The sequence below is a fragment of the Bartonella sp. OT172YNZD genome (assembly GCF_042193725.1).
GTDB lineage: Bacteria > Pseudomonadota > Alphaproteobacteria > Rhizobiales > Rhizobiaceae > Bartonella > Bartonella grahamii_A.
On sequence record NZ_JBHILZ010000006.1, the window covers coordinates 1 to 20,410 of the forward strand.

Here is a 20,410-nt window from a genome sequence, read left to right on the forward strand (position 1 = left end):
AAAAGAAGAGAAACGATCCCAATATTTCCACAAAGCAAAACCAGCAGCCATGATCACCGCCACAACAGCAGCAACCAAGTCCCTATTGGGGTAAAAACACCCCCCACAACAGAGGCAATACTTGCCCCAACCACTTCGATCACTGTCCCAATAAAGCCAAAAGAGGCAGAAAATGCCGCACCTGAAACCGCAACCCCTCGAAACGCTGCCACAAGTAAAGTCATCGAGCGCGAAAAGAGAAATTTTACAGCATCACAAAACATCAATTTTTTGAAGATTATAAGTAAAAAAACTGGTCGAAACAAAGAGCTTTCTTTATGAAAAGGAATAGAATTGCACACGCGTAGATATTACTGACTCTAACCACGGGTATAACTTAAATAATTATAGTGCAACAAAACAATAGAAACAGCCTTTTTGGTAATTTTGGACAATGTATGCTGGCAAAATTATCAATGTTCACTGAATATGCTCCCCTTCTTTTTAAAGACGAAACCCTTAAAAAAATAGAAAAATAATCACATAATCACTATTCTGCTTTGTATTAAAGCTCAGTTCACATTAAACCATTGCACTTAAGAGCATCCTAAAACCTTAATAGTTTTTAAAAAAATATCTGACTTTTTGTTCTATTCTTAAGTTACACTTACCCCCTCTATTGCTTCTGTAAATCGGCACACACAACGCCTTTATTTCTCATGCTTTAAAACAAAGAGAAAAAACCCTATTATAACTTACTGCAACTTGCAGAAAATTTTGTATCTTTCCCTATAACACCAAGATCTTTGATTAAAAGCGGTTTTCCTATTTCTCCATTATAGGCTTTAACGTGAATGGTCTTTCCTTTCACATCTATGAGGTAATAATCTCCATTAAAAAGCGCCCCAGCTGTATAGACAGGAATATTTCCAAAAACCTTATCATTTTTTGCACGGCAATAGGACTGATAATGTGTGTGCCCTACAAATATTGCTCTGACATTATGAGAGGTAATAATTGACTTAAAGGCCGACAAATCTCTAGCATTCTCTTTACGAATAAAAACGGATTTACCATCAATGGAAGCTGCGCGAGCATCGTGAAAATTAATGATTGTCACTTTACCTCTTGCATCAGCAGCAGCTAAATCGTTCTTAAGCCAATCCAAAGATTTATTAATTCGCACTTCTGTAGACTGCTCCTTCAAACGAACCGTATAGCTTGGATGATTGTGAAGCTGTACATAGTGAACATCTCCATAATCCCAAGAATAACTCAAACTCCCCCTTATTGAGCGAATATTTCCACCCGAAGTGGAAACCAAATTTTCAGTAACGTCTGCATTAAAATGCGATAATTGACTACGATATTTTTTGATTTCCGATACCATTCTTGAAACTGCGCTTATAGCACAGGCATCTTTGTAAAAATTGAATTCTTGAGGATTCGTACACTTACCAACATTATTGGCATAATCGTGATTCCCTAACCCCTCATAGACAGGCGCTCCAAGGGTTTTATAAACATTTTTATAATCATCATAGTTTTTTTGTTCCCCAAACTCCGTCAAATCACCATTAACAATATGGAACGCAGCTTTGTGCGCTTTTATAACACCAGCAACCTGCTCATTTATCTTTAACCATGGCTCTCTGTTTGATATTCCATTGGCATCACCAGAGTTTAAACGCCACGGTTGCGGATCAGCCATGATGATAGCCGTATAATTTTTTGCAAGAGACTTTTCTTTCAGAGACCAATCCATGAATGCATCATGATAAAGCCTCTCGTCCTTTTTTAATTTTTCAGAATCAAGATTAAAACAACCAGAGACAGTAAAAGCAATCACAGTGATTACCAATTCAACTTTATATCTCATAAATACATCTCCACCCATCAAACTTTACGTATTTTATTGTTATAAAAATCGCTCAGAAGTGATTTTTTAGATTTTTTTTGTCAAAAATGTGTCAAAAATTCAAAATAATGAAAGCAATATTCCTTCAATGAAAGTACAATTGGATGATATAAAAGTACTTTCGATTTCAAGTTTTCAACTTGAAACACTTTAATTAATTGAGATTTATGAGCTTGGACTCTGGCTCTTTCAAATGCCATCGATACATCAACAGCTTATCAAAAACTAAGCATTTAGCAGAAATCTAGCAAGTGTTCGTATATTATAAAAATATCCCCACCAGGAGAAAAAATGCATTCTGGATACTAGAGCAGCCAACTTCTTTGGATATCAAGATCAAATACATTAGAATCTTATGCTAAATCTAGAAAAAGTGTTTGAGTATTACCCTCATCACTCACTTTAATAAAATATAAAACTATAGAATTGTCACATAAATATTATCATTAATTTTATAAAAAAATAATATAATTTATATAAGTATTATAATAATATTTAAACTAAAATATTATATATTTATATTAAATTTAATTATATAATATAAATAACTATAAATACATTATGTTTTTAAATATAAATTCATACAGGTTTAATATAAATTAATTTTTAATTTTGACAATTAATCAAAAATATCTTACTAAACAAAAACAATTATCGAAATTAATAAAGACTATCCATTTTTCACTTCTTTTTATGAAGTTTTCGGGGAAATGAATATTTGGGAACTCTCATAAGGAGATACTAGTGTACAAAATATCCCTTTCATCATGCGCGGCTGCAACCGCTATCATCCTATTCAACATCCAGTTCAGTGCACAAGCTAAATCTCTTGTAGTTTCTGGTGAAGAAACAAAAGAAGTCTCTAACGAAACCTATGATATTCTTCATGCAAAAGACGGTGGAAAAATAATCGGTAAGCATTTAACTGTGATCGGAAATAAAGACACAAGCCCTCCTTTAGGCACAGCGAGTAGATCTGCTGCAGTAACAGCTGAGGGCTCTAACAGCGGGATTGAGTTATCGGAAACTACCATTAAAGGGACTGACGATATTCATTTCGGTCTAAGAGCAAAAGACGGTGGTACAATCCAAATGACCGGAGGATCCATTACAACTGAGCTAACGTCTGTTTCTTTTGAAAATAGCAAAAGTGACAAAAACAAACTGGAAAATGTAAAGATATCAGGCATTAATGATAACGTAGCCGCAGGAATGTACACCAAAAACAGCAATGTTATTGTGAAAAATGTAACTGTTACAAAAGTGTGGAACGGCATACGGGGTGATGATAATTCTCAAATAACGATTTCTGGTGGAATATTTGATACAAAAAGCGAAGCGATATATTCTACCAGCAGCACCATTACTTTAAACGACAATGTCACAGTAACATCTGGTACTTTTGGCCTCTGGGCGAGATATGATAATGCAACGATCACAATGACTGGGGGAACTGTAAAAGGGCAAAAAAGTGCTCTGTTGACAGAAAATGCCGGATATATTGATGTCATGGATATCACTCTCACCACAGATAACAAAGGAACTGGCGCAAAATCCATTGGTCCTAACAGCATGATTAATTTGCATGATAATGCAACCATTAAAGAGGCTATCATCGGACTTGAAGCAAACAGTGGTGTCATTCAAATGACAGAAGGATCTATCACTGTTTCCGGCACAGGAGCTTCTTTTGAAAACAGCAAGAGTGACAAAAACAAGCTAGAAAATGTCGTGATAACAAGTAGCAGCGATGATAAACCGATAACCACAGGTGTCAGTGCTGATAAGGAAAGCACGGTTATTTTAAAAAATGTCACCGTTAAGAACGCAGAAAAAGCTCTCTTAGCTAATGATCACTCCACAATAACAGTCTCTGGAGGATCATTCGATGGGAAAAATGATGGGGTATATGCTGGGAACGGCAGCACTATTACTTTAACCGGTGATGCTAAAGTTACATCAACTGATGGTTATGGAGTCCGTGCAGAGGGTTCAGGATCTAAGATCACAATGGCAGGAGGAAAAGTAACAATAATAGGGAATAAACAAACTGCATTATTTGCAGAAAATGGTGGACAAATTGATGCCACGAATGTTGATCTAACAACAGATGGTAAAGGAACCGGTGCACTTGCAATTGGTCCTGATAGCAGAATTGAATTGCATGGCAATACAACAATTAACAATACTTGGAACGGTCTTGGAGCAGCTGATGGTGGTAAAATCACCAGTGAAAATTTAACAATAAACGGTGGTGAAGTAATTGATAAAAACCCCAATGAAGCACGATCTGGTGTATGGACAGGGGACACTGGGAGTGAAATTCAGTTAACGGGAAAAACAACCATTCAAAATGTTGATGAAGGTTTTTATGCAGATGGTGGGGGTAAAATCATTAGCGGAGATTTAACAATAACCGGTGGTGAGTCCGAAAAAGCAACCGTTGGTGTAAACGTTGCGGAGCTTGGTAGTACAGTCGAATTAAATGGTAAAACAACCATTCAAAATTTTGATGTTGGTCTTTCTGCAGGAAATAATAGCACGATTAAGATGATTAATGGTGATATTAAAGCAACACAGAATACAATAAAAAATGAAATAGACGCAAAAAAAGTTGCACTATGGGCAGGAGCTAACGGACATATTGATGTCATGAATGCTTCCATAACAGCAGGAGTTGCTGGTTTGCAGTTCTTAGCTCTCCCTACTAACAAACCGGATGAATCAAATGATCTAGGAAAACATCATAGCAATGAGATCAATCTGACCAATGCAGAGCTTCATGCTGAAAATGGTACAGGGATTCTCATTGGGACTGTTGTTGAAAAAAGCATCGAAGATGCAGCAACTCCATCAATCGGCACAGTCAATCTTAAAAAATCAAAAGTCCATGCTGACGTGTTATTAGGAGATGGTATTTTTTGGGACAAAACATCATGGAAAGATAAAGATTTGTGGAATGGTAAAGAGGTTAAAGCGACCTCCAACGGCACCTTCACATTAAGCGCAGATCAGTCTACTCTAGAAGGCAGAGCGAATATTGCTAAAGATAGAAATTTACACTTTGATCTGAAAAACGATACAAAATGGACGTTGAAAATCAGCAAAAACGAAAAAGATGCTGATGGTGATCTCCTTGATATTTCTCAAAGATCTCGTTCTGATGTTTCTGTGCTAAACCTCAACAACAGCTCCATTATTTTTGATAAACCAACAGAAGATCATTACCAAACATTGCATATAGGTTCTGGGAAAGCAAACACACAAGCAGTCTACAATGCTTCTGGTGATGCAAAGATTTCTTTTAATATTGGATCTGTTGAGAGTTCTGATATAACCGATCAAAAAAATGATCGACTTCTGATTCAGGGGGATGTCTTAGGCACCACAACAGTTTATGTTATGAGTGATGTCAAAGATAGCAATAATATAACAGAAGCTTTTCGCCCTTCTTCCAATACCAGTGGATTTTCGCTCATTCAAGTTTCTGGAAATGCAGATGAAAATTCCTTCAAATTAGCCAATAGTTATATCCAAGCAACTGGTTCACCTTATAAATATAAGCTTACCGCTTATGGACCAACATCCAGCTATGGTGCTGCAAATGAAACTCAAAACCTGTTGGGAGAAAATGATAATTTCTGGGATTTCCGTTTGCAAAAATTGATTTTACCACAAGTAGCAAGCTATTTAGCCGTACCTAATACTCTCTTCTACGCTGGTTTTATCGATATGGCCCAACAAAGTACTCTGTTAGCTGATCTGAGAACAACAGATTTGGGAAAAGAAGAGGATAAAAAGAAGAAGGGCTTCTTCTTGTCTTCATATGGAAGTATAGCAACTTTATCATCTCAATATGATTATGAAACAAACATCCGCTATGCTGCTACACAAGCAGGTTTTACGGCTTCTGCACAAAATGGCCAAAACACAACCCTATATTGGGGACTTACCGGAACCTATGGGCAATTATCTCTCACCCCAAAGGATATAGAAGATGCAGACAAGAGTACGTTTAACAAATGGTCAGCCACAGCTTACAGCGGTATAGAGCATAATAGCGGTTTCTATATGGATACACTCTTCTCTTATGGGATATGGAAAGGAAATATCTCTACAGCCATCGCTAAAAGTACCACTAAAGTCGATGATATAAAAATGTTAATTGCCTCAACAACAATAGGTCAAAAATTCACAACGGGTATTAAAGGGCTCACGTTTGTACCCCAGGCACAGCTTGTTTACCAGCGTCTAATCTTTAACGCCTTTTCTGATGCCGATAACCTTAAAGTTGATATCGGCGAACCTTATCAATGGCTGGTGAGAATTGGTGGACATTTAACAAAAACCATTGTTAACACCAAAAAAGATCGCACTCTTTCCTTTTATGGGAAAGTAAACTTACTTCAAACCTTTGGTGATGATCATAGCATACAAATGAGCGACACCTTTTCCCTTGATCCAACGGGGTTTGCCATTGAAGGTGGGCTTGGCATCAATGCAAAATTGTCTCGCAGTTTAGCCCTCCATGGTGATGTAAACTATCGAAAAAAGCTGCAAAAAACCGGTATATCCGGAACAAACTTTTCAGGAGGAATACGCTATCAGTTTTAAAACAAAACTGTTAAAATAGCCTATTCATTCTATTTAATTTAACAAAAAAGGCAGTATACTGTACTGCCTTTTTTGTATATGAAATCTATTTTTAAGAATAGAAAAAATAGTTAAGTAATTATCATTTATTGTTGATAAAGTTTTCAAAAAAATGCTTCTTTTGAAAAGAATAAAACTTAGTATTTTTTGATAAATAAGAGCTAAAACTGTAAAAAATATTAAACAAATCAAAAATAATAAAAATTAAAATATACCCTAAAGAATAAATTTTCTTAGAAAACATAGCATTATTAATCACCTATTATTTCTTACAAGCTTAATGCTCATCTACAATGAAAACTTCTAAACATAAATTTATAATCAACAAACTATGCAAAAAATACATAATGCGCGTTATGAGTCATGCAGATGACTCATAACGTTGTACGCCTAATAAAGTGAAAAATATGAGAGCTAAAATTTCTCTTAAATAAATTATATTGATAAATATCTTACACTATAAAAAATACAAAAACTCTCTATTACAACAAAGATACTAAATACTTCTCGAAGTCTAAAACAGAAAAATGTATTTTCTCTTTTGAAAAATCGATTATACTCTTTGCTCTCTATAAACGATAGGCTCTATACTTGCTTCAAAAAACTCCTTTGTATAATCGTGTTGCGCATGTAAATTACGCAATTCATCATTGTTAAGCTCTTCAAGAATAATCCCTTTATGCATAATTCCAACACGTTCACAAATATGTGCAACAACAGCAAGATCATGGGATACCATCAAATAAGTAAGCTTTTTTCTCACGCGCAACGATTTCAACAAGTTTAAAATTTCAGCCTGTACCGACACATCCAATGCAGATGTTGGCTCATCAAGCAACAAAACCTCTGGCTCAATAATTAAAGCACGTGCAAGAGCAATACGCTGACGCTGCCCTCCAGACAGCTCATGAGGATAACGATAAAGAAATGAAGAATCTAAACCAACGGAATCTAAAGCATCCTCCACCCGCTCCTTTTGATTATCCATCCTATGGATTTTGATAGATTCAGAAAGAACCGTATGGACCATTTTTCTTGGATGAAGTGAAGCATAAGGATCTTGAAAAACCATTTGAATACGGCGTAAAAAATCCTTACTTCTTTTCTTTTCGACTTCTTTTCCAGCAAAAAGGAACTTTCCACTATAATCTGGAATAAGCCCCACCAACGTATTCAAAATAGTTGATTTTCCACATCCGGATTCACCAATCAAACCATAAGCTTCACCACGCTTAATATGAAAATTAACATTTTTAACAACTGTTACTGCCTTATGCCTATGACCAAAAGTTACAGATAAATTAGAAACATCAATAATATTCTTACAATTTGTCATGAGGAACCTCCTCAACACCATTAACAATCGTAGGATTATACAACCAATCAGGATCACGCTCAGGAACAGCCAAAACATCAACAGGATTATCAAGCCGTGGCAAACTCGCGAGCAATGCCTTCGTATAAGGATGACAAGCGTGAGACAAATCAGAAGCAGGCAATTCTTCTAACACACGGCCCGCATACATCACCAAAATACGATCACAAAAATCAGCAATCATATTCAAATCATGACTAATGAAAATAAGTCCCGTTCCAGATTTTGTCACAAGTTCATCTAATACAGATAAAACTTGTCGTCTGACCGTAATATCAAGTGCAGATGTTGGCTCATCAGCAATAATTAAATCAGGTTTTGGAATGAGCATCATTGCAATCATCACACGCTGCCCCATCCCCCCTGATATTTCATGAGGAAAGAGGCGCATCACATGTTCAGGATCACGAATATGAACAGATTCTAACATAGATATAGTCCGTTCCTGCGCTTCAACTTTTGAAACGCGGTAATGAATACGGTAAGCCTCCATAATCTGCTCACCAATTCGTATTAATGGATTAAGTGAATATTTGGGGTCCTGTAAAATCATTGAAATACGCTTCCCACGGATTTTTCGCATCTGAGGTTCACTTGCGGTCAATAAATCAACATCCTCAAAGCGCATTTTTTTAGCTTTAACAATGGCTGCTCTTGGACTCAACCTTAGTATTGCGCGCCCAGTCATCGATTTGCCAGATCCGGATTCACCAACAATTCCAATTTTTTCTTTTCCAACAGAAAAACTAACGCCACGCACAACTTCTGAAATGCCGCGCGTTGTAGGAAAAGAAATATGTAAATCTTCTACTTCTAATAATTTATTACCCATTGCGTGGATCCAATACATCACGAAGACCATCACCTAAAAGGTTGAAAGCAAGACTTGCAAATAATATTGCACAACCTGGTATTGCCGCCAACCACCAATTTGTCATCATAAATTCCCGCCCTGAAGAAAGCATCACCCCCCATTCAGGACTTGGAAGTTGAGCTCCCAACCCTAAAAACCCAAGACCAGCAGCCGTTAAAATAATTCCAGACATATCTAAAGTTAATCGTACAATCACTGAAGGAATACACATGGGCGCAACATGAAACAAAATAATTCGCCAAGCAGAAGCCCCTTGCAAGCGAACTACAGAAACATAATCAGAAGAACGTATTGTCAAAGTCTCAGCACGTGCTAAACGTGCAATTGGCGGCCATGCTGCAATTGAAATTGCAATAGAAGCATTTTCAATCCCTGGTCCCAATACGGCTGAAAATGCAAGAGCTAAAATCAAACCTGGAAAAGCAAGAAAAATATCGACAATGCGCATGAGCACAGTATCAACCCATCCCCCCATATAACCAGATACAGTTCCAACAATAAGCCCTATTGGACCTACAATAACTGTTGTAAGAAAAACAACATAAAGAGTAATACGGGAACCAAAAACAAGGCGACTAAAAATGTCACGTCCTAATTCATCTGTTCCAAAATAATGCGCCATAGAGGGTGGCTGCAACCGATGCCCTAGATCATTGCTAAGAAAATCATGCGTAGCAATCCAAGGAGCAAAGAATGCACATATGATAATAATACAAATAATAAGCAAACCAAATACAGCCGAAAAGTTATGAAAAAACTTAACCAGCGCGTGATAAATTCTTTGTATGTTCGCTTGAATTATGGAGCTTGGAACAGGGTCGTTTAACCAACAGCCCCCAAAAGATGATGATTGCGATTTATGATGATTACTTACTGTCATATTCAACGTGTCCTTGGATCAAAAATGCGATAAAGCAAATCAGAAAATAAATTAATGGCGACAAAGATAAATCCTACAAGTAAAGTACACCCTACAACTGCATTCATATCTCCGGCTAAAAGAGCATTTGTCAAGTAATGTCCAAAACCAGGCCAAGCAAAAACTGTCTCCGTTAAAACAGCCCCTTCTAATAAAAAAGCATAAGAAAGAGCAACAACGGTAATAACCTGAACAGCAGCATTCTTAAAGGCATGTCTCCATACCGTTCGCGCCCACGATAAACCCTTTACACGTGCAGTAATGATATATTCCTGATTAAGCTGCTCAATCATAAAACCACGAGTCATACGGCTAATATAAGCCATAGCACCGAAAGCTAAGATTAAAGCAGGCATGATAATGTGACTAAAAACATTACCAAAAGCCTCCCATTGTCCTTGGCTTGCCGTATCCCAAAGGAAAAATCCTGTTTTTGGTTCAAAAGAATATTCATAAAGAAAATCAATACGTCCTGGACCACCAACCCAGCCAAGCTTGGCGTAAAATATTAACAACGCCATTAATCCAAGCCAAAACGTCGGAGTAGAATAACTTACAAGTGTGAAAACACGGACAACATAATCAATAAATGAATCGCGATACATTGCTGCAAAAACACCAAACGGAATTCCAAGACTTGTGCCAATAACAATAGCAACGGTTGCAAGCTCTAATGTTGCAGGAAATACACGCATAATATCGTCTAGAACAGGACGCCCAGAAGTTAAAGCATCTCCAAAGTCAAATAAAAATACATTATGAAGATACTTCCAATATTGGACAATCAACGGCTTATCAAGACCCAACTTATAATACATTGCATCATAAGCTTCCTGACTGATATTATCACCAAGAATAGACAGAACTGGATCTAGAGGAAGAAGATGACCAAGAAAAAAAGTAATCGTTACCAACCCAAGCAATGTGATAAAAACTGAAATAAGAAGTTTCAATCCTTTGCATAAAAAATCCCATAAAAGTAATTTTTTCTGCTTTTCTGATACATCTCTTTCAGTCTCTGAAAATGGCAAAACCATTATAAAAATCCCCTCTGTAGTGACAAAACATAAAGCAAATACCTTTTTATATAACGAAACAATCTCTTACTAAGCATGTTCTACAATCCTTCTCTATAACATGCTTCTTTTTATTTTTCTGCTTCATTGTAATAAAGTCTATAACTGTTCCAAATCCATTTTTTGACATCAGGTCCCATACCAACGGTATAATATGTCTGAAATAAATAAACCATAGGACCATGCTCTAGCACATAATGCTGTAAAGTACGATATTGCATGATACGCTTATCGGGGTTTTTCTCAAACAAAGCATCCATCACCATGTTATTAATATTTTCATCATAATACCCAGCGCGCCAAGCTAAATACATATTGTGCTTTTTTGTAAATGTTGGATCAGGATTAAACACGTGATTTAATGAAGCGGGATGTCCATCAGGATCGGCACTCCCCCAACCCATAATAGCAGTATCATAATTTCCACCACGTACACGGCTCAACAATTGATTTTGTGCCATTTTTTCAATTGTCAGTTCAATACCAATTTTACGTGCATTGGCTTGAATAGACTGTGCAACAGACGACATATAACTAAGGCTTCCAACTAAAAGATTAGCTTTAAAACCGTTCGGATAACCAGCCTCAGTAATCAACTGTTTTGCTTTTTTCAAATCCAACTTAAAAGGCAGACCTTCTTTTTCATCCAAAGCACCTGGAACACCCAAGGACATATAAGTTGCCCGCGGAATAGCAATCCCCTTCAAAACAGTTTTTCCAAGACCTTTATAATCAACCAAATAACGAAGTGCCAATCTGACCTTTTCGTTTGCAAAAATTGCATTCTTATTATTTAATGATAGATAAATAATCTGGGGGCGCAAAACACGACTAATTTTGACCGGTCCTCCCTTTTTTTCAAGATCTAAAATATCCTCTGAAGAAAGATCACGCGCTATATCCACATCACCTTTTTCCAAAAGAAGTCTTTGACTTGATGAATCTGCTACATGCTGCACAACAATCTGTTTAATTTTAGGCACATCGCCCCAATAATGCTGTGTAGCCTCTAATACAACTTTATCTCCTGGAAACCAGCTCACCAATTTATAAGGTCCAACACAAGCTGAATGTGTCGCTAAATATTTATTCCCCATATCACCGTTAATACTCTGCGCTTCAATTGTTTTCCGATCAAGCAAAGCAGAAGCATAAGATTGTCCAATAACAGTCAATATGAGCTGAATGGGATAGGATTTATCTAATTTTAATTGTAAAGTCTTATCATCAAGAGCCTGAATATTTGTTTCAACATTTTTTTTGGTAAACCCATAATCCATTAAAGATTGGGCATAGCTCAATCCTAATTTAATAATCCGCCGCATCGACCACACCAAATCTTGTGCCGTTGCTGTTCTTCCATCATTGAACTTTAAATCATCACGAAGATGAAAAACTATTCTTTTGCCATTATCTAAAACATCCCAAGATTTGGCCATAGCAGGGCGAATTTTTGTAGGGTCATGCTCATCATATTGCACTAACGCGCTACAAATATTCGTCAATAACTCACTCGTCACAACCTCAACAGTTTGCGCTGGATCAAAACTATTAATTGAATCAATATTCCATGCCATTACCAATACATCTTTAGATGAAGCACTGAATACTGATATTACACCCCCATTTAAAAAAGCTATTATGCCTAATAAAACAGTAAATTGTTTCAACATTTTTTCCCCATTTTCCTTCCTATTGTATTCTTGTGCCTTTTCACACATAGCGGTTGTGATTTTGCTCTTTCATCTTTTAAACAGCATAGTATCAAACATCAACTTCATTTAATCAAACTAAGCTTCTATAAAATAATTCTCTCATACGTTAATCTATATTCGGGATGCAGAGAATCTGTAGCCACAAACAAAGATCCTCTCCAATATAACTTTCTATATTCATCCCTCCTTAACAAACGACCTCCATCATATATAGAACAAACATCCCTCACAGTTTCATCCTTTAAAAAACTGAAGGACTTTTATGTGAAAAAATATTTTCATCATGCAATTATGATCAAGCTATTTTTACCTTTGACAATACGAAAAGACACTCTTATTTTTCAATTTTACTATAAAAAATACGCGGTGCACTATTCCAAACCCATTTTTTGACATCCGGTGTCATCGCTATAACGCTATATTGCTGGTAAATAAACGCATAAGGTCCTTTTTGCATAAGTTCACGTTGTAAATCAGCGTATATTTTCGCCCGTTTTTGCGGATCTTTTTGAAACAACGCATCTTCAACTTTTTGATTCATCTTGGCATCAAAATACCCATGCTTCCAGCTAGGATAAGCAGTGTTTCTAGCTTCAAAGCGATTATTTGGATTGTAAATAAGACGTGAAGCCATTGTATGAGGATCCGCAGAATCATTATTCCATCCGACAAAAGCCGTATCAAAAGCCCGTGCATTCACTTTTGAAAACAACTGTGTACCTGCCACACGTTCAATTTTAAGACGCACCCCTGCCTGCGCAGCACTATCTTGGAGTGACTGAGCAAGTAACAAAGTATAAGGAGTGTTTGATACGAAAAAATTTGCCTCAAATCCGTTCGGATAACCGGCCTCTGCTAAAAGTTGCTTGGCTTTTTGAATATCAAGCTTAAAGGGTTGTCCTTCTTTTTCATCCAAAGCCCCAAAATTGCCAAGAGGAATAAAACTTGCCCGTGGAATACCAATCCCTTTGAGAAGCTTCTTGCCAAGACCTTCATAATCTATGAGATAACGCATCGCCAAGCGTACTTTTTCCTTAGCAAAAATCGGATTCGTCGTATTGAATCCCCAGTACATCATGGATGGTTCTAACACTTCTTTGATTTTAACATCTGTTGTTTTTTGCAAATCTGCAAGATCTTCAGGCGTCAAATTACGAGCAACATCAATATCATGTTTTTGCAATAACAAACGCTGAGTTCCAGGCTCTGCAACATGACGAATTAAAATCTGCTTTAGTTTAGGTGCTTGTCCCCAATAGTGAGAGCTTACACGCAATAAAATAGCTTCTCCAGGGCGCCAACTTTTTAACTGATAAGGACCAACACAAGCGGCATGAGTTTTCAAATACTGATTTCCCAGATCACCGTTTTTTTCATGCTTCATAATCGTCTTACGATCAAGTAAAGCTGTTGCAGGACTTGCAACAATATTATTAAGGATGAGCTCTGCTGGATAAGGCTTATCAAATTTCATCACCACCGTTTTCTCATCAAGAGCTTGCAAAGCATCATCAACATTTTGTTCTGTAATTCCATATTCATTAAAAATTGCCGCATTAGCCATCTGCAATTTGACAACCCGCTTCATACCCCAAACAAGATCATTAGCCTTGGCTGGTTTGCCATTATTAAACTTCAAACCATCACGCAAATGAAACGTAATCACTGTACTGTGATCATCACCTGAAACATCCCAATGCGTTGCTAAAGCGGGAACCATTTTAGCAGGATCATCTGTCGCAGTACTGACCAAGTTATCACAAACATTGCGAACAATTTCACTTCCATAAACATCAGTGAGCTGCGCAGGATCAAACGTACTGATTGCATCAAGATTCCAAGCCATCACAAGAGTATTAGCCGGTGTTTTTGCTGGAACCTGTTGTACAACTACCCCCAGTGCCATAAGAGCAGAAACAAGAGATCCGCTACTTTTCAATATTTTTCTTTTTAAATTCATAAACTTTTCCCTTTATTTATTTTTTATTAATTAATTACACTAAAATAACATAGTAAATTTATAATTATACACATTGAACAAATACATTCTAATCGCCTATACAGAGTTATTTACTTTATAAATTCATTGTCCCACGTCTCAATCAAAATATAGCGAACATGCAATATATGTTTTGCTAACCAATATTACATTCTTTTCATAACCTTTCTTTGCATACGATAATGCAGTATATCAGCCCCCATTAATCATCAAAATGATAAGCCTTGCAGCCCCCCAAATGGTAAGTTTAAAAAAATCATTGCACAAAGATTTATGAATTCACTATTCTATTCCTTTAGGCAGTATTTAAAATAAAATATGTACACTTTAAAAATCGTCATTCTCCTCAAATGCTCAATTTCAAGATGCGGCGCATCTTTACTACATGATCAAGACTGCACTAAAACAGCAGAAAGACATAAGATAAAGATCTTTTCTAAAACTCTATCCCTTACAAAAATCTGCTTAATCTTTTGAAAACTAAGTGTCAAAAGTCTTACGTTTTTACCAACAAAACCAAACACGTTAACAAAGATAAAGGAACAATAAGAAGAATCATCCCTTCCAAGCTTTATCTTTTGAGAGATAAAGCTTGGAATAAAAGAATACACACTAAAATACACTTCTCCATCGATAAAAACAAAATTCATTAGACCACCACCCCCCAAAGACATAACGAATATAAACCCTTCTAACCTTTAGTGTGCTTCATTGCTTTAACACTATAAAAATAGAACAGAAAACAACATACTGCAACAAAACTCTCGTTTCCAGCAGAAACATAAAGAGATTCAACTAAGCGATGTAGTGGATACAAACCTGCCTGAGCTTAATCATCTTCCAAAAAATTGGAGCGCACACGCGGCAAGATCACTCTCTAATAGAAGAAAGTTATCAGATAATAAAACCCAACACAAGCAGCTTGAGTCATTTAATTTCAATTTTTCGTCGCTGCATTTCATTTTATATTGCCTAGGTAAGTATTGAGCAATCGACCTACACACAAATAAACCAACAGTCATATAACCCAAGTAAAATATAACAATGCAACAACAGCACCCCATCTAAAAACCACTTTGCATTCGCCAATAAACACGAATAAAATATTCATTACTTATTATAACGGTCACGTCATTAACAGAAATAAAAACACCTCTTCTGAACCATTTCAAATGCCAAGGACTGTTGCACAACATTAAGAGCTCGTAAAGTGTGTGATGGTGACGATTTTCTCCTTCATAAGTGTAAAGATGGAGTGCACAATGGATTTACTATTATATCATTCACGGGCTGCATCGCAAAATGAGCTTTGGTACACGAGATGTTTCTTTAAAACATACAAGACATTACTATTATCTAACTTCAGATATATGACAGTTAAGGTATCACTCCTTTTTGCATCTGTTTTTTCATCCTCAAAATTATACCTTTATCGGTTTGAGTGCCAACAACATTAGAAAATCATTAATATTGTATTGTATTGTATAGTATAGTTTGTATATTTCAATTATCTTATATAGTGGAGTTGTATAATCTATACATTTGTTAAACAATTTGATTATTATCCTATTGATCATTCCCTTTACAAAAGAAAGTTTGCCAATTTATCGACAAAAACATCCTTCAAGATGATCATTAACAATCCCTACGGACTGCATAAAAGCATAACAAATTGTAGGACCAATAAATGTCCAGCCACGTTTCTTCAAGTCTTGAGAAAGACGAAGAGAAGCAGGGGTTATAGGATGAGCCGACAGTGTTTGAAAGTCTATCTTTTCATAACGCTCTGATTGTGGTGGTTGAAAAGACCAAAAATAGTGGGATAAGCTCCCCCACTTTATTATAATTTCCTGTGCTCTAAGTGCATTGTTAAGCACTGATTGAATTTTTCCTCGATGACGAACAATGTCTTTATTCTGCATTAACATTTGCACCTTTAGCTCATCATAATGAGCAATCTTTTCAAAGTCAAAGTGATCAAATGCAATACGAAAAAAAGAGCGTTTTTTCAAAATTGTAAACCAAGAAAGCCCCGCTTGGAAACCTTCAAGACAAATTTTTTCAAACAAACGGATATCCTCAAAAACAGGTTTTCCCCATTCGTTATCATGATAAGCACAATAAAGTGGATCCGTTCCAGCCCATGCGCAACGAACTTTTCCATCCACTCCCTTAAGAAGCCCTTCTGCAAGCATGGCATTAACCGTATTAAAAGAGAGTTCCTTGATCATCGCTTGGCGACTTTAGCTGCTTGTATTTTGAACGTTTAGAAAAAACAGGTTCTTGTATTGCAACACTGATATCACCATCAAAAAAGCGTAAATTTATTTTCCCTGTTTCAGGAAACTGAATCAACCGTTTAATGGGCTTATTATCCTTTCCCAAAGCCAAAACAAAACCACGCTCTAAAATATTTTGATAAGAAGTGCTTTTTAAAAGCCTAAATGCAAGCTCCATTTGAGCCCGTTGTTTTTCCACACTACGCACAAAAGCACGATGAAGGCGCGCCGTATATTCCTTTGTATTGCGTTGTGCTTTTTCACTATTTAACAAGCGTAGCGAAAGACGTAAACAAAGAGTATGAAAAGAAAAACGTTTTTTATCGTAGCTCACACAAAGAGCACGCTGTAATCGATTTGAAATTTCATCAAAACCACGCCGTGGTAAAGCAAAAAGTTGGTCGACAGTGGGAAGACCACGTCTGGCTGCACGCAACTTTTGTTGATGAAAATCAAAAGAACGCACAAGCCCCTTGCGCAAACGTGCCCCAAGAGACGCAACACACACTTCAAGATCAAGCCTAACGGGAACAGCCTTTTCTGCCGCTCCTGTAGGAGTTGGAGCACGCCAATCAGCGACATAATCAATTAAAGTCCAGTCCGTTTCATGCCCAACAGCAGAAATAACGGGAAGAGCAGAGGCATAAACAGCACGAACAACAGCTTCATCATTAAACCCCCACAAATCTTCTAAACTTCCCCCTCCCCGTGCAATAATAATAAGATCAGGCTTTGGAATAAGTCCTCCTGGAGCAAAAGCATTAAAACCTTCAACAGCAACAGCTACCTCTCTCCCACTTGTTTCCCCCTGAACACGTACAGGCCAAACCAAAATATGTAACGGAAAACGATCGGATATACGATGAATAATATCACGAATAACAGCACCTGTTGGTGATGTTACAACACCTATAATTCGGGGCATATAAGGCAAAGGTTTTTTCTTTGCTTCATCAAATAAGCCTTCTTCCACAAACTTTTTCTTACGATTTTCAAGAAGTGTCATCAAAGCACCAACCCCCGTTGGTTCAAGAACCTCAATGACAATTTGATATTTCGATGACCCTGGATAAGTTGTAAGTTTACCAACAGCAACCACTTCCATCCCTTCTTCAGGAGGAAATTTGAGCTTTTCCATCACTCCACGCCAAATAACAGCTTCCAACCGTGCCTTATCATCTTTTAAAGCAAAATAAGCATGTCCCGAAGCATGAGTACCACGATAACCTGATATCTCCCCACGCACCCGTACATAACCAAACTTTTCTTCAACAACACGCTTTAGAGCCCCTGCTATTTCGGAAACAGTAAATTCTGCCACATTTGTTACACCTGTTTTTTCGCTAAACAAACTTACCATTGTTCAATTCTTTACGCCCGTTTCTGTGAATCTTTTTGAAACAACACATCTTTAAACTTTTTATTTATAGCTTCATCAAAATACTCATAACACCAGCTAGAACAGCTTATATTTTCAATTTCAAACGATTATCAGGGTTGTAAAAAAGCTTGAAGCCGTTGTATGGGGATCTCCAGAGTCATTATTCCATCCGAGAATTGTATCAATAGAAGTTAAAATATTCAATCTTAACCTCTACACAAACACACCTCTAATGAGAATGAAAAATCTCCTTAAACAAATGTCTTGAAAAGACATTCAACAATATATCACGCATTACCTATTATCTTCAACGTATTGCAAAGCTTGAAAATTTATACAATACGCCGAATATATCATGACGATGTCCTGTATCTATTGAACAGCATTGAAGACACGTTTATTTTTCAATTTTACTATAAAAAATATGTGGTGCACTATTCCAAACCCACTTTTTGATATCCGGTGTCATAGCGACAACGCCATATTTCTGATAGATAAACGCATAAGGTCCTTTTTGCATAAGTTCACGTTGTAAATCAGCATATATTTTCGCCCGTTTTTGCGGATCTTTTTGAAACAACGCCTCTTCAACTTTTTGATTCATCTTAGCATCAAAATACCCGTGCTGCCAACTAGGATAGGCTGTATTTTTTGCCTTAAACCGATTATCTGGATTGTAAATAAGACGTGAAGCCATTGTATGAGGATCCGCAGAATCATTATTCCATCCGACAAAAATTGTATCAAAAGCCCTGGCATAAAGTTTGGAAAACAACTGTGTACCTGCCAATCGCTCAATTTTAAGACGCACCCCTGCCTGCGCAGCACTATCTTGGAGTGACTGAGCAAGTAACAAAGTATAAGGAGCATTTGACACAAGAAAATTTGCCTCAAATCCATTCGGATAACCGGCCTCTGCTAAAAGTTGCTTGGCTTTTTGAATATCAAGCTTAAAGGGTTGTCCTTCTTTTTCATCCAAAGCCCCAAAATTGCCAAGAGGAATAAAACTTGCCCGTGGAATACCAATCCCTTTGAGAAGCTTCTTGCCAAGACCTTCATAATCTATGAGATAACGCATCGCCAAGCGTACTTTTTCCTTAGCAAAAATCGGATTCGTCGTATTGAATCCCCAGTACATCATGGATGGTTCTAACACTTCTTTGATTTTAACATCTGTTGTTTTTTGCAAATCTGCAAGATCTTCAGGCGTCAAATTACGAGCAACATCAATATCATGTTTTTGCAATAACAAACGCTGAGTTCCAGGCTCTGCAACATGACGAATTAAAATCTGCTTTAGTTTAGGTGCTTGTCCCCAATAGTGAGAGCTTACACGCAATAAAATAGCTTCTCCAGGGCGCCAACTTTTTAACTGATAAGGACCAACACAAGCGGCATGAGTTTTCAAATACTGATTTCCCAGATCACCGTTTTTTTCATGCTTCATAATCGTCTTACGATCAAGTAAAGCTGTTGCAGGACTTGCAACAATATTATTAAGGATGAGCTCTGCTGGATAAGGCTTATCAAATTTCATCACCACCGTTTTCTCATCAAGAGCTTGCAAAGCATCATCAACATTTTGTTCTGTAATTCCATATTCATTAAAAATTGCCGCATTAGCCATCTGCAATTTGACAACCCGCTTCATACCCCAAACAAGATCATTAGCCTTGGCTGGTTTGCCATTATTAAACTTCAAACCATCACGCAAATGAAACGTAATCACTGTACTGTGATCATCACCTGAAACATCCCAATGCGTTGCTAAAGCGGGAACCATTTTAGCAGGATCATCTGTCGCAGTACTGACCAAGTTATCACAAACATTGCGAACAATTTCACTTCCATAAACATCAGTGAGCTGCGCAGGATCAAACGTACTGATTGCATCAAGATTCCAAGCCATCACAAGAGTATTAGCCGGTGTTTTTGCTGGAACCTGTTGTACAACTACCCCCAGTGCCATAAGAGCAGAAACAAGAGATCCGCTACTTTTCAATATTTTTCTTTTTAAGTTCATAGACTTTTCCTTTTAAAGTTTATTGTATAAATTCCCCACGCAACAAGAATGCGCAAAATAATAAAATTAGACGAACCATCGGCTCTGAGAGATAAAGTATTAAAACTTTCAAACAACACCACTTACCAACCACTCCTCCTGCCATAGTTATAAACAACCCTCAATATGCACCGAAAAATAATCTAATATATGATGAATGACATAACCCATCACAAATCT

Annotated in this window: 12 protein-coding genes; 1 reads left to right on the top strand and 11 read right to left on the bottom strand. The window is 36.9% G+C overall.

The features are described from left to right. Positions 1-53: 53 nt before the first annotated feature. Positions 54-305, bottom strand: a complete 252-nt coding sequence (locus ACFIJS_RS03500) for a hypothetical protein (protein ID WP_375650002.1) — start codon at positions 303-305, stop codon at positions 54-56. Positions 306-727: 422 nt separating this feature from the next. Beyond that, positions 728-1,858 carry a metallophosphoesterase gene (locus ACFIJS_RS03505; RefSeq protein WP_375650004.1) on the bottom strand — a complete coding sequence of 377 codons (1,131 nt, stop codon included), beginning with the start codon at positions 1,856-1,858 and terminating at the stop codon, positions 728-730. A 783-nt stretch (positions 1,859-2,641) separates the two neighbouring features. On the opposite strand from ACFIJS_RS03505, the gene ACFIJS_RS03510 reads away from it, so the two are divergent. After that, on the top strand, positions 2,642-6,511 hold the full coding sequence (locus ACFIJS_RS03510) for an autotransporter outer membrane beta-barrel domain-containing protein (RefSeq protein WP_375650007.1): 3,870 nt from the start codon (positions 2,642-2,644) through the stop codon (positions 6,509-6,511). A gap of 592 nt (positions 6,512-7,103) precedes the next feature. Here the strand turns inward: ACFIJS_RS03510 and ACFIJS_RS03515 are convergent. The 9 genes from ACFIJS_RS03515 to ACFIJS_RS03555 form a co-directional block, all read right to left on the bottom strand. Continuing rightward, positions 7,104-7,886, bottom strand: coding sequence for an ABC transporter ATP-binding protein (locus ACFIJS_RS03515; protein ID WP_375650009.1), 783 nt, complete (start codon positions 7,884-7,886; stop codon positions 7,104-7,106). After that, positions 7,873-8,757: an ABC transporter ATP-binding protein gene (locus ACFIJS_RS03520; protein WP_375622445.1), complete on the bottom strand. Its 885-nt coding sequence runs from the start codon at positions 8,755-8,757 to the stop codon at positions 7,873-7,875. Before ACFIJS_RS03520 ends, ACFIJS_RS03515 begins: the two co-directional genes overlap by 14 nt. Continuing rightward, complete coding sequence (locus ACFIJS_RS03525; RefSeq protein ID WP_375650012.1) at positions 8,750-9,679, bottom strand: ABC transporter permease; 930 nt, start codon at positions 9,677-9,679, stop codon at positions 8,750-8,752. Before ACFIJS_RS03525 ends, ACFIJS_RS03520 begins: the two co-directional genes overlap by 8 nt. 2 nt (positions 9,680-9,681) lie before the next feature. Further along, the gene (locus ACFIJS_RS03530; protein WP_375650014.1) at positions 9,682-10,755 is read right to left on the bottom strand and encodes an ABC transporter permease; all 1,074 of its coding nucleotides are present in this window, start codon (positions 10,753-10,755) and stop codon (positions 9,682-9,684) included. Between the two features lie 110 nt (positions 10,756-10,865). After that, positions 10,866-12,467, bottom strand: coding sequence for an ABC transporter substrate-binding protein (locus tag ACFIJS_RS03535; RefSeq protein WP_375650016.1), 1,602 nt, complete (start codon positions 12,465-12,467; stop codon positions 10,866-10,868). Between the two features lie 376 nt (positions 12,468-12,843). Then, positions 12,844-14,469, bottom strand: coding sequence for an ABC transporter substrate-binding protein (locus tag ACFIJS_RS03540; protein WP_375650019.1), 1,626 nt, complete (start codon positions 14,467-14,469; stop codon positions 12,844-12,846). A gap of 1,643 nt (positions 14,470-16,112) precedes the next feature. Then, entirely contained in the window at positions 16,113-16,739 is a 627-nt protein-coding gene (locus ACFIJS_RS03545) for a DNA-3-methyladenine glycosylase I (protein ID WP_375650021.1), read from the bottom strand. Continuing rightward, positions 16,717-18,147: an exodeoxyribonuclease VII large subunit gene (gene xseA / locus ACFIJS_RS03550; protein ID WP_375650023.1), complete on the bottom strand. Its 1,431-nt coding sequence runs from the start codon at positions 18,145-18,147 to the stop codon at positions 16,717-16,719. Before xseA ends, ACFIJS_RS03545 begins: the two co-directional genes overlap by 23 nt. Positions 18,148-18,565: 418 nt before the next feature. Further along, entirely contained in the window at positions 18,566-20,191 is a 1,626-nt protein-coding gene (locus tag ACFIJS_RS03555) for an ABC transporter substrate-binding protein (RefSeq protein ID WP_375650025.1), read from the bottom strand. Between the last annotated feature and the right edge of the window lie 219 nt (positions 20,192-20,410).

What these genes read in the sequence shown, in the direction of transcription:
- ACFIJS_RS03505 (WP_375650004.1), bottom strand. Translation starts at nt 1,858, where the DNA reads ATGAGATATAAAGTTGAATTGGTAATCACTGTGATTGCTTTTACTGTC.
- ACFIJS_RS03515 (WP_375650009.1), bottom strand. Translation starts at nt 7,886, where the DNA reads ATGACAAATTGTAAGAATATTATTGATGTTTCTAATTTATCTGTAACT.
- ACFIJS_RS03520 (WP_375622445.1), bottom strand. Translation starts at nt 8,757, where the DNA reads ATGGGTAATAAATTATTAGAAGTAGAAGATTTACATATTTCTTTTCCT.
- ACFIJS_RS03525 (WP_375650012.1), bottom strand. Translation starts at nt 9,679, where the DNA reads ATGACAGTAAGTAATCATCATAAATCGCAATCATCATCTTTTGGGGGC.
- ACFIJS_RS03530 (WP_375650014.1), bottom strand. Translation starts at nt 10,755, where the DNA reads ATGGTTTTGCCATTTTCAGAGACTGAAAGAGATGTATCAGAAAAGCAG.
- ACFIJS_RS03535 (WP_375650016.1), bottom strand. Translation starts at nt 12,467, where the DNA reads ATGTTGAAACAATTTACTGTTTTATTAGGCATAATAGCTTTTTTAAAT.
- ACFIJS_RS03540 (WP_375650019.1), bottom strand. Translation starts at nt 14,469, where the DNA reads ATGAATTTAAAAAGAAAAATATTGAAAAGTAGCGGATCTCTTGTTTCT.
- ACFIJS_RS03545 (WP_375650021.1), bottom strand. Translation starts at nt 16,739, where the DNA reads ATGATCAAGGAACTCTCTTTTAATACGGTTAATGCCATGCTTGCAGAA.
- xseA (WP_375650023.1), bottom strand. Translation starts at nt 18,147, where the DNA reads ATGGTAAGTTTGTTTAGCGAAAAAACAGGTGTAACAAATGTGGCAGAA.
- ACFIJS_RS03555 (WP_375650025.1), bottom strand. Translation starts at nt 20,191, where the DNA reads ATGAACTTAAAAAGAAAAATATTGAAAAGTAGCGGATCTCTTGTTTCT.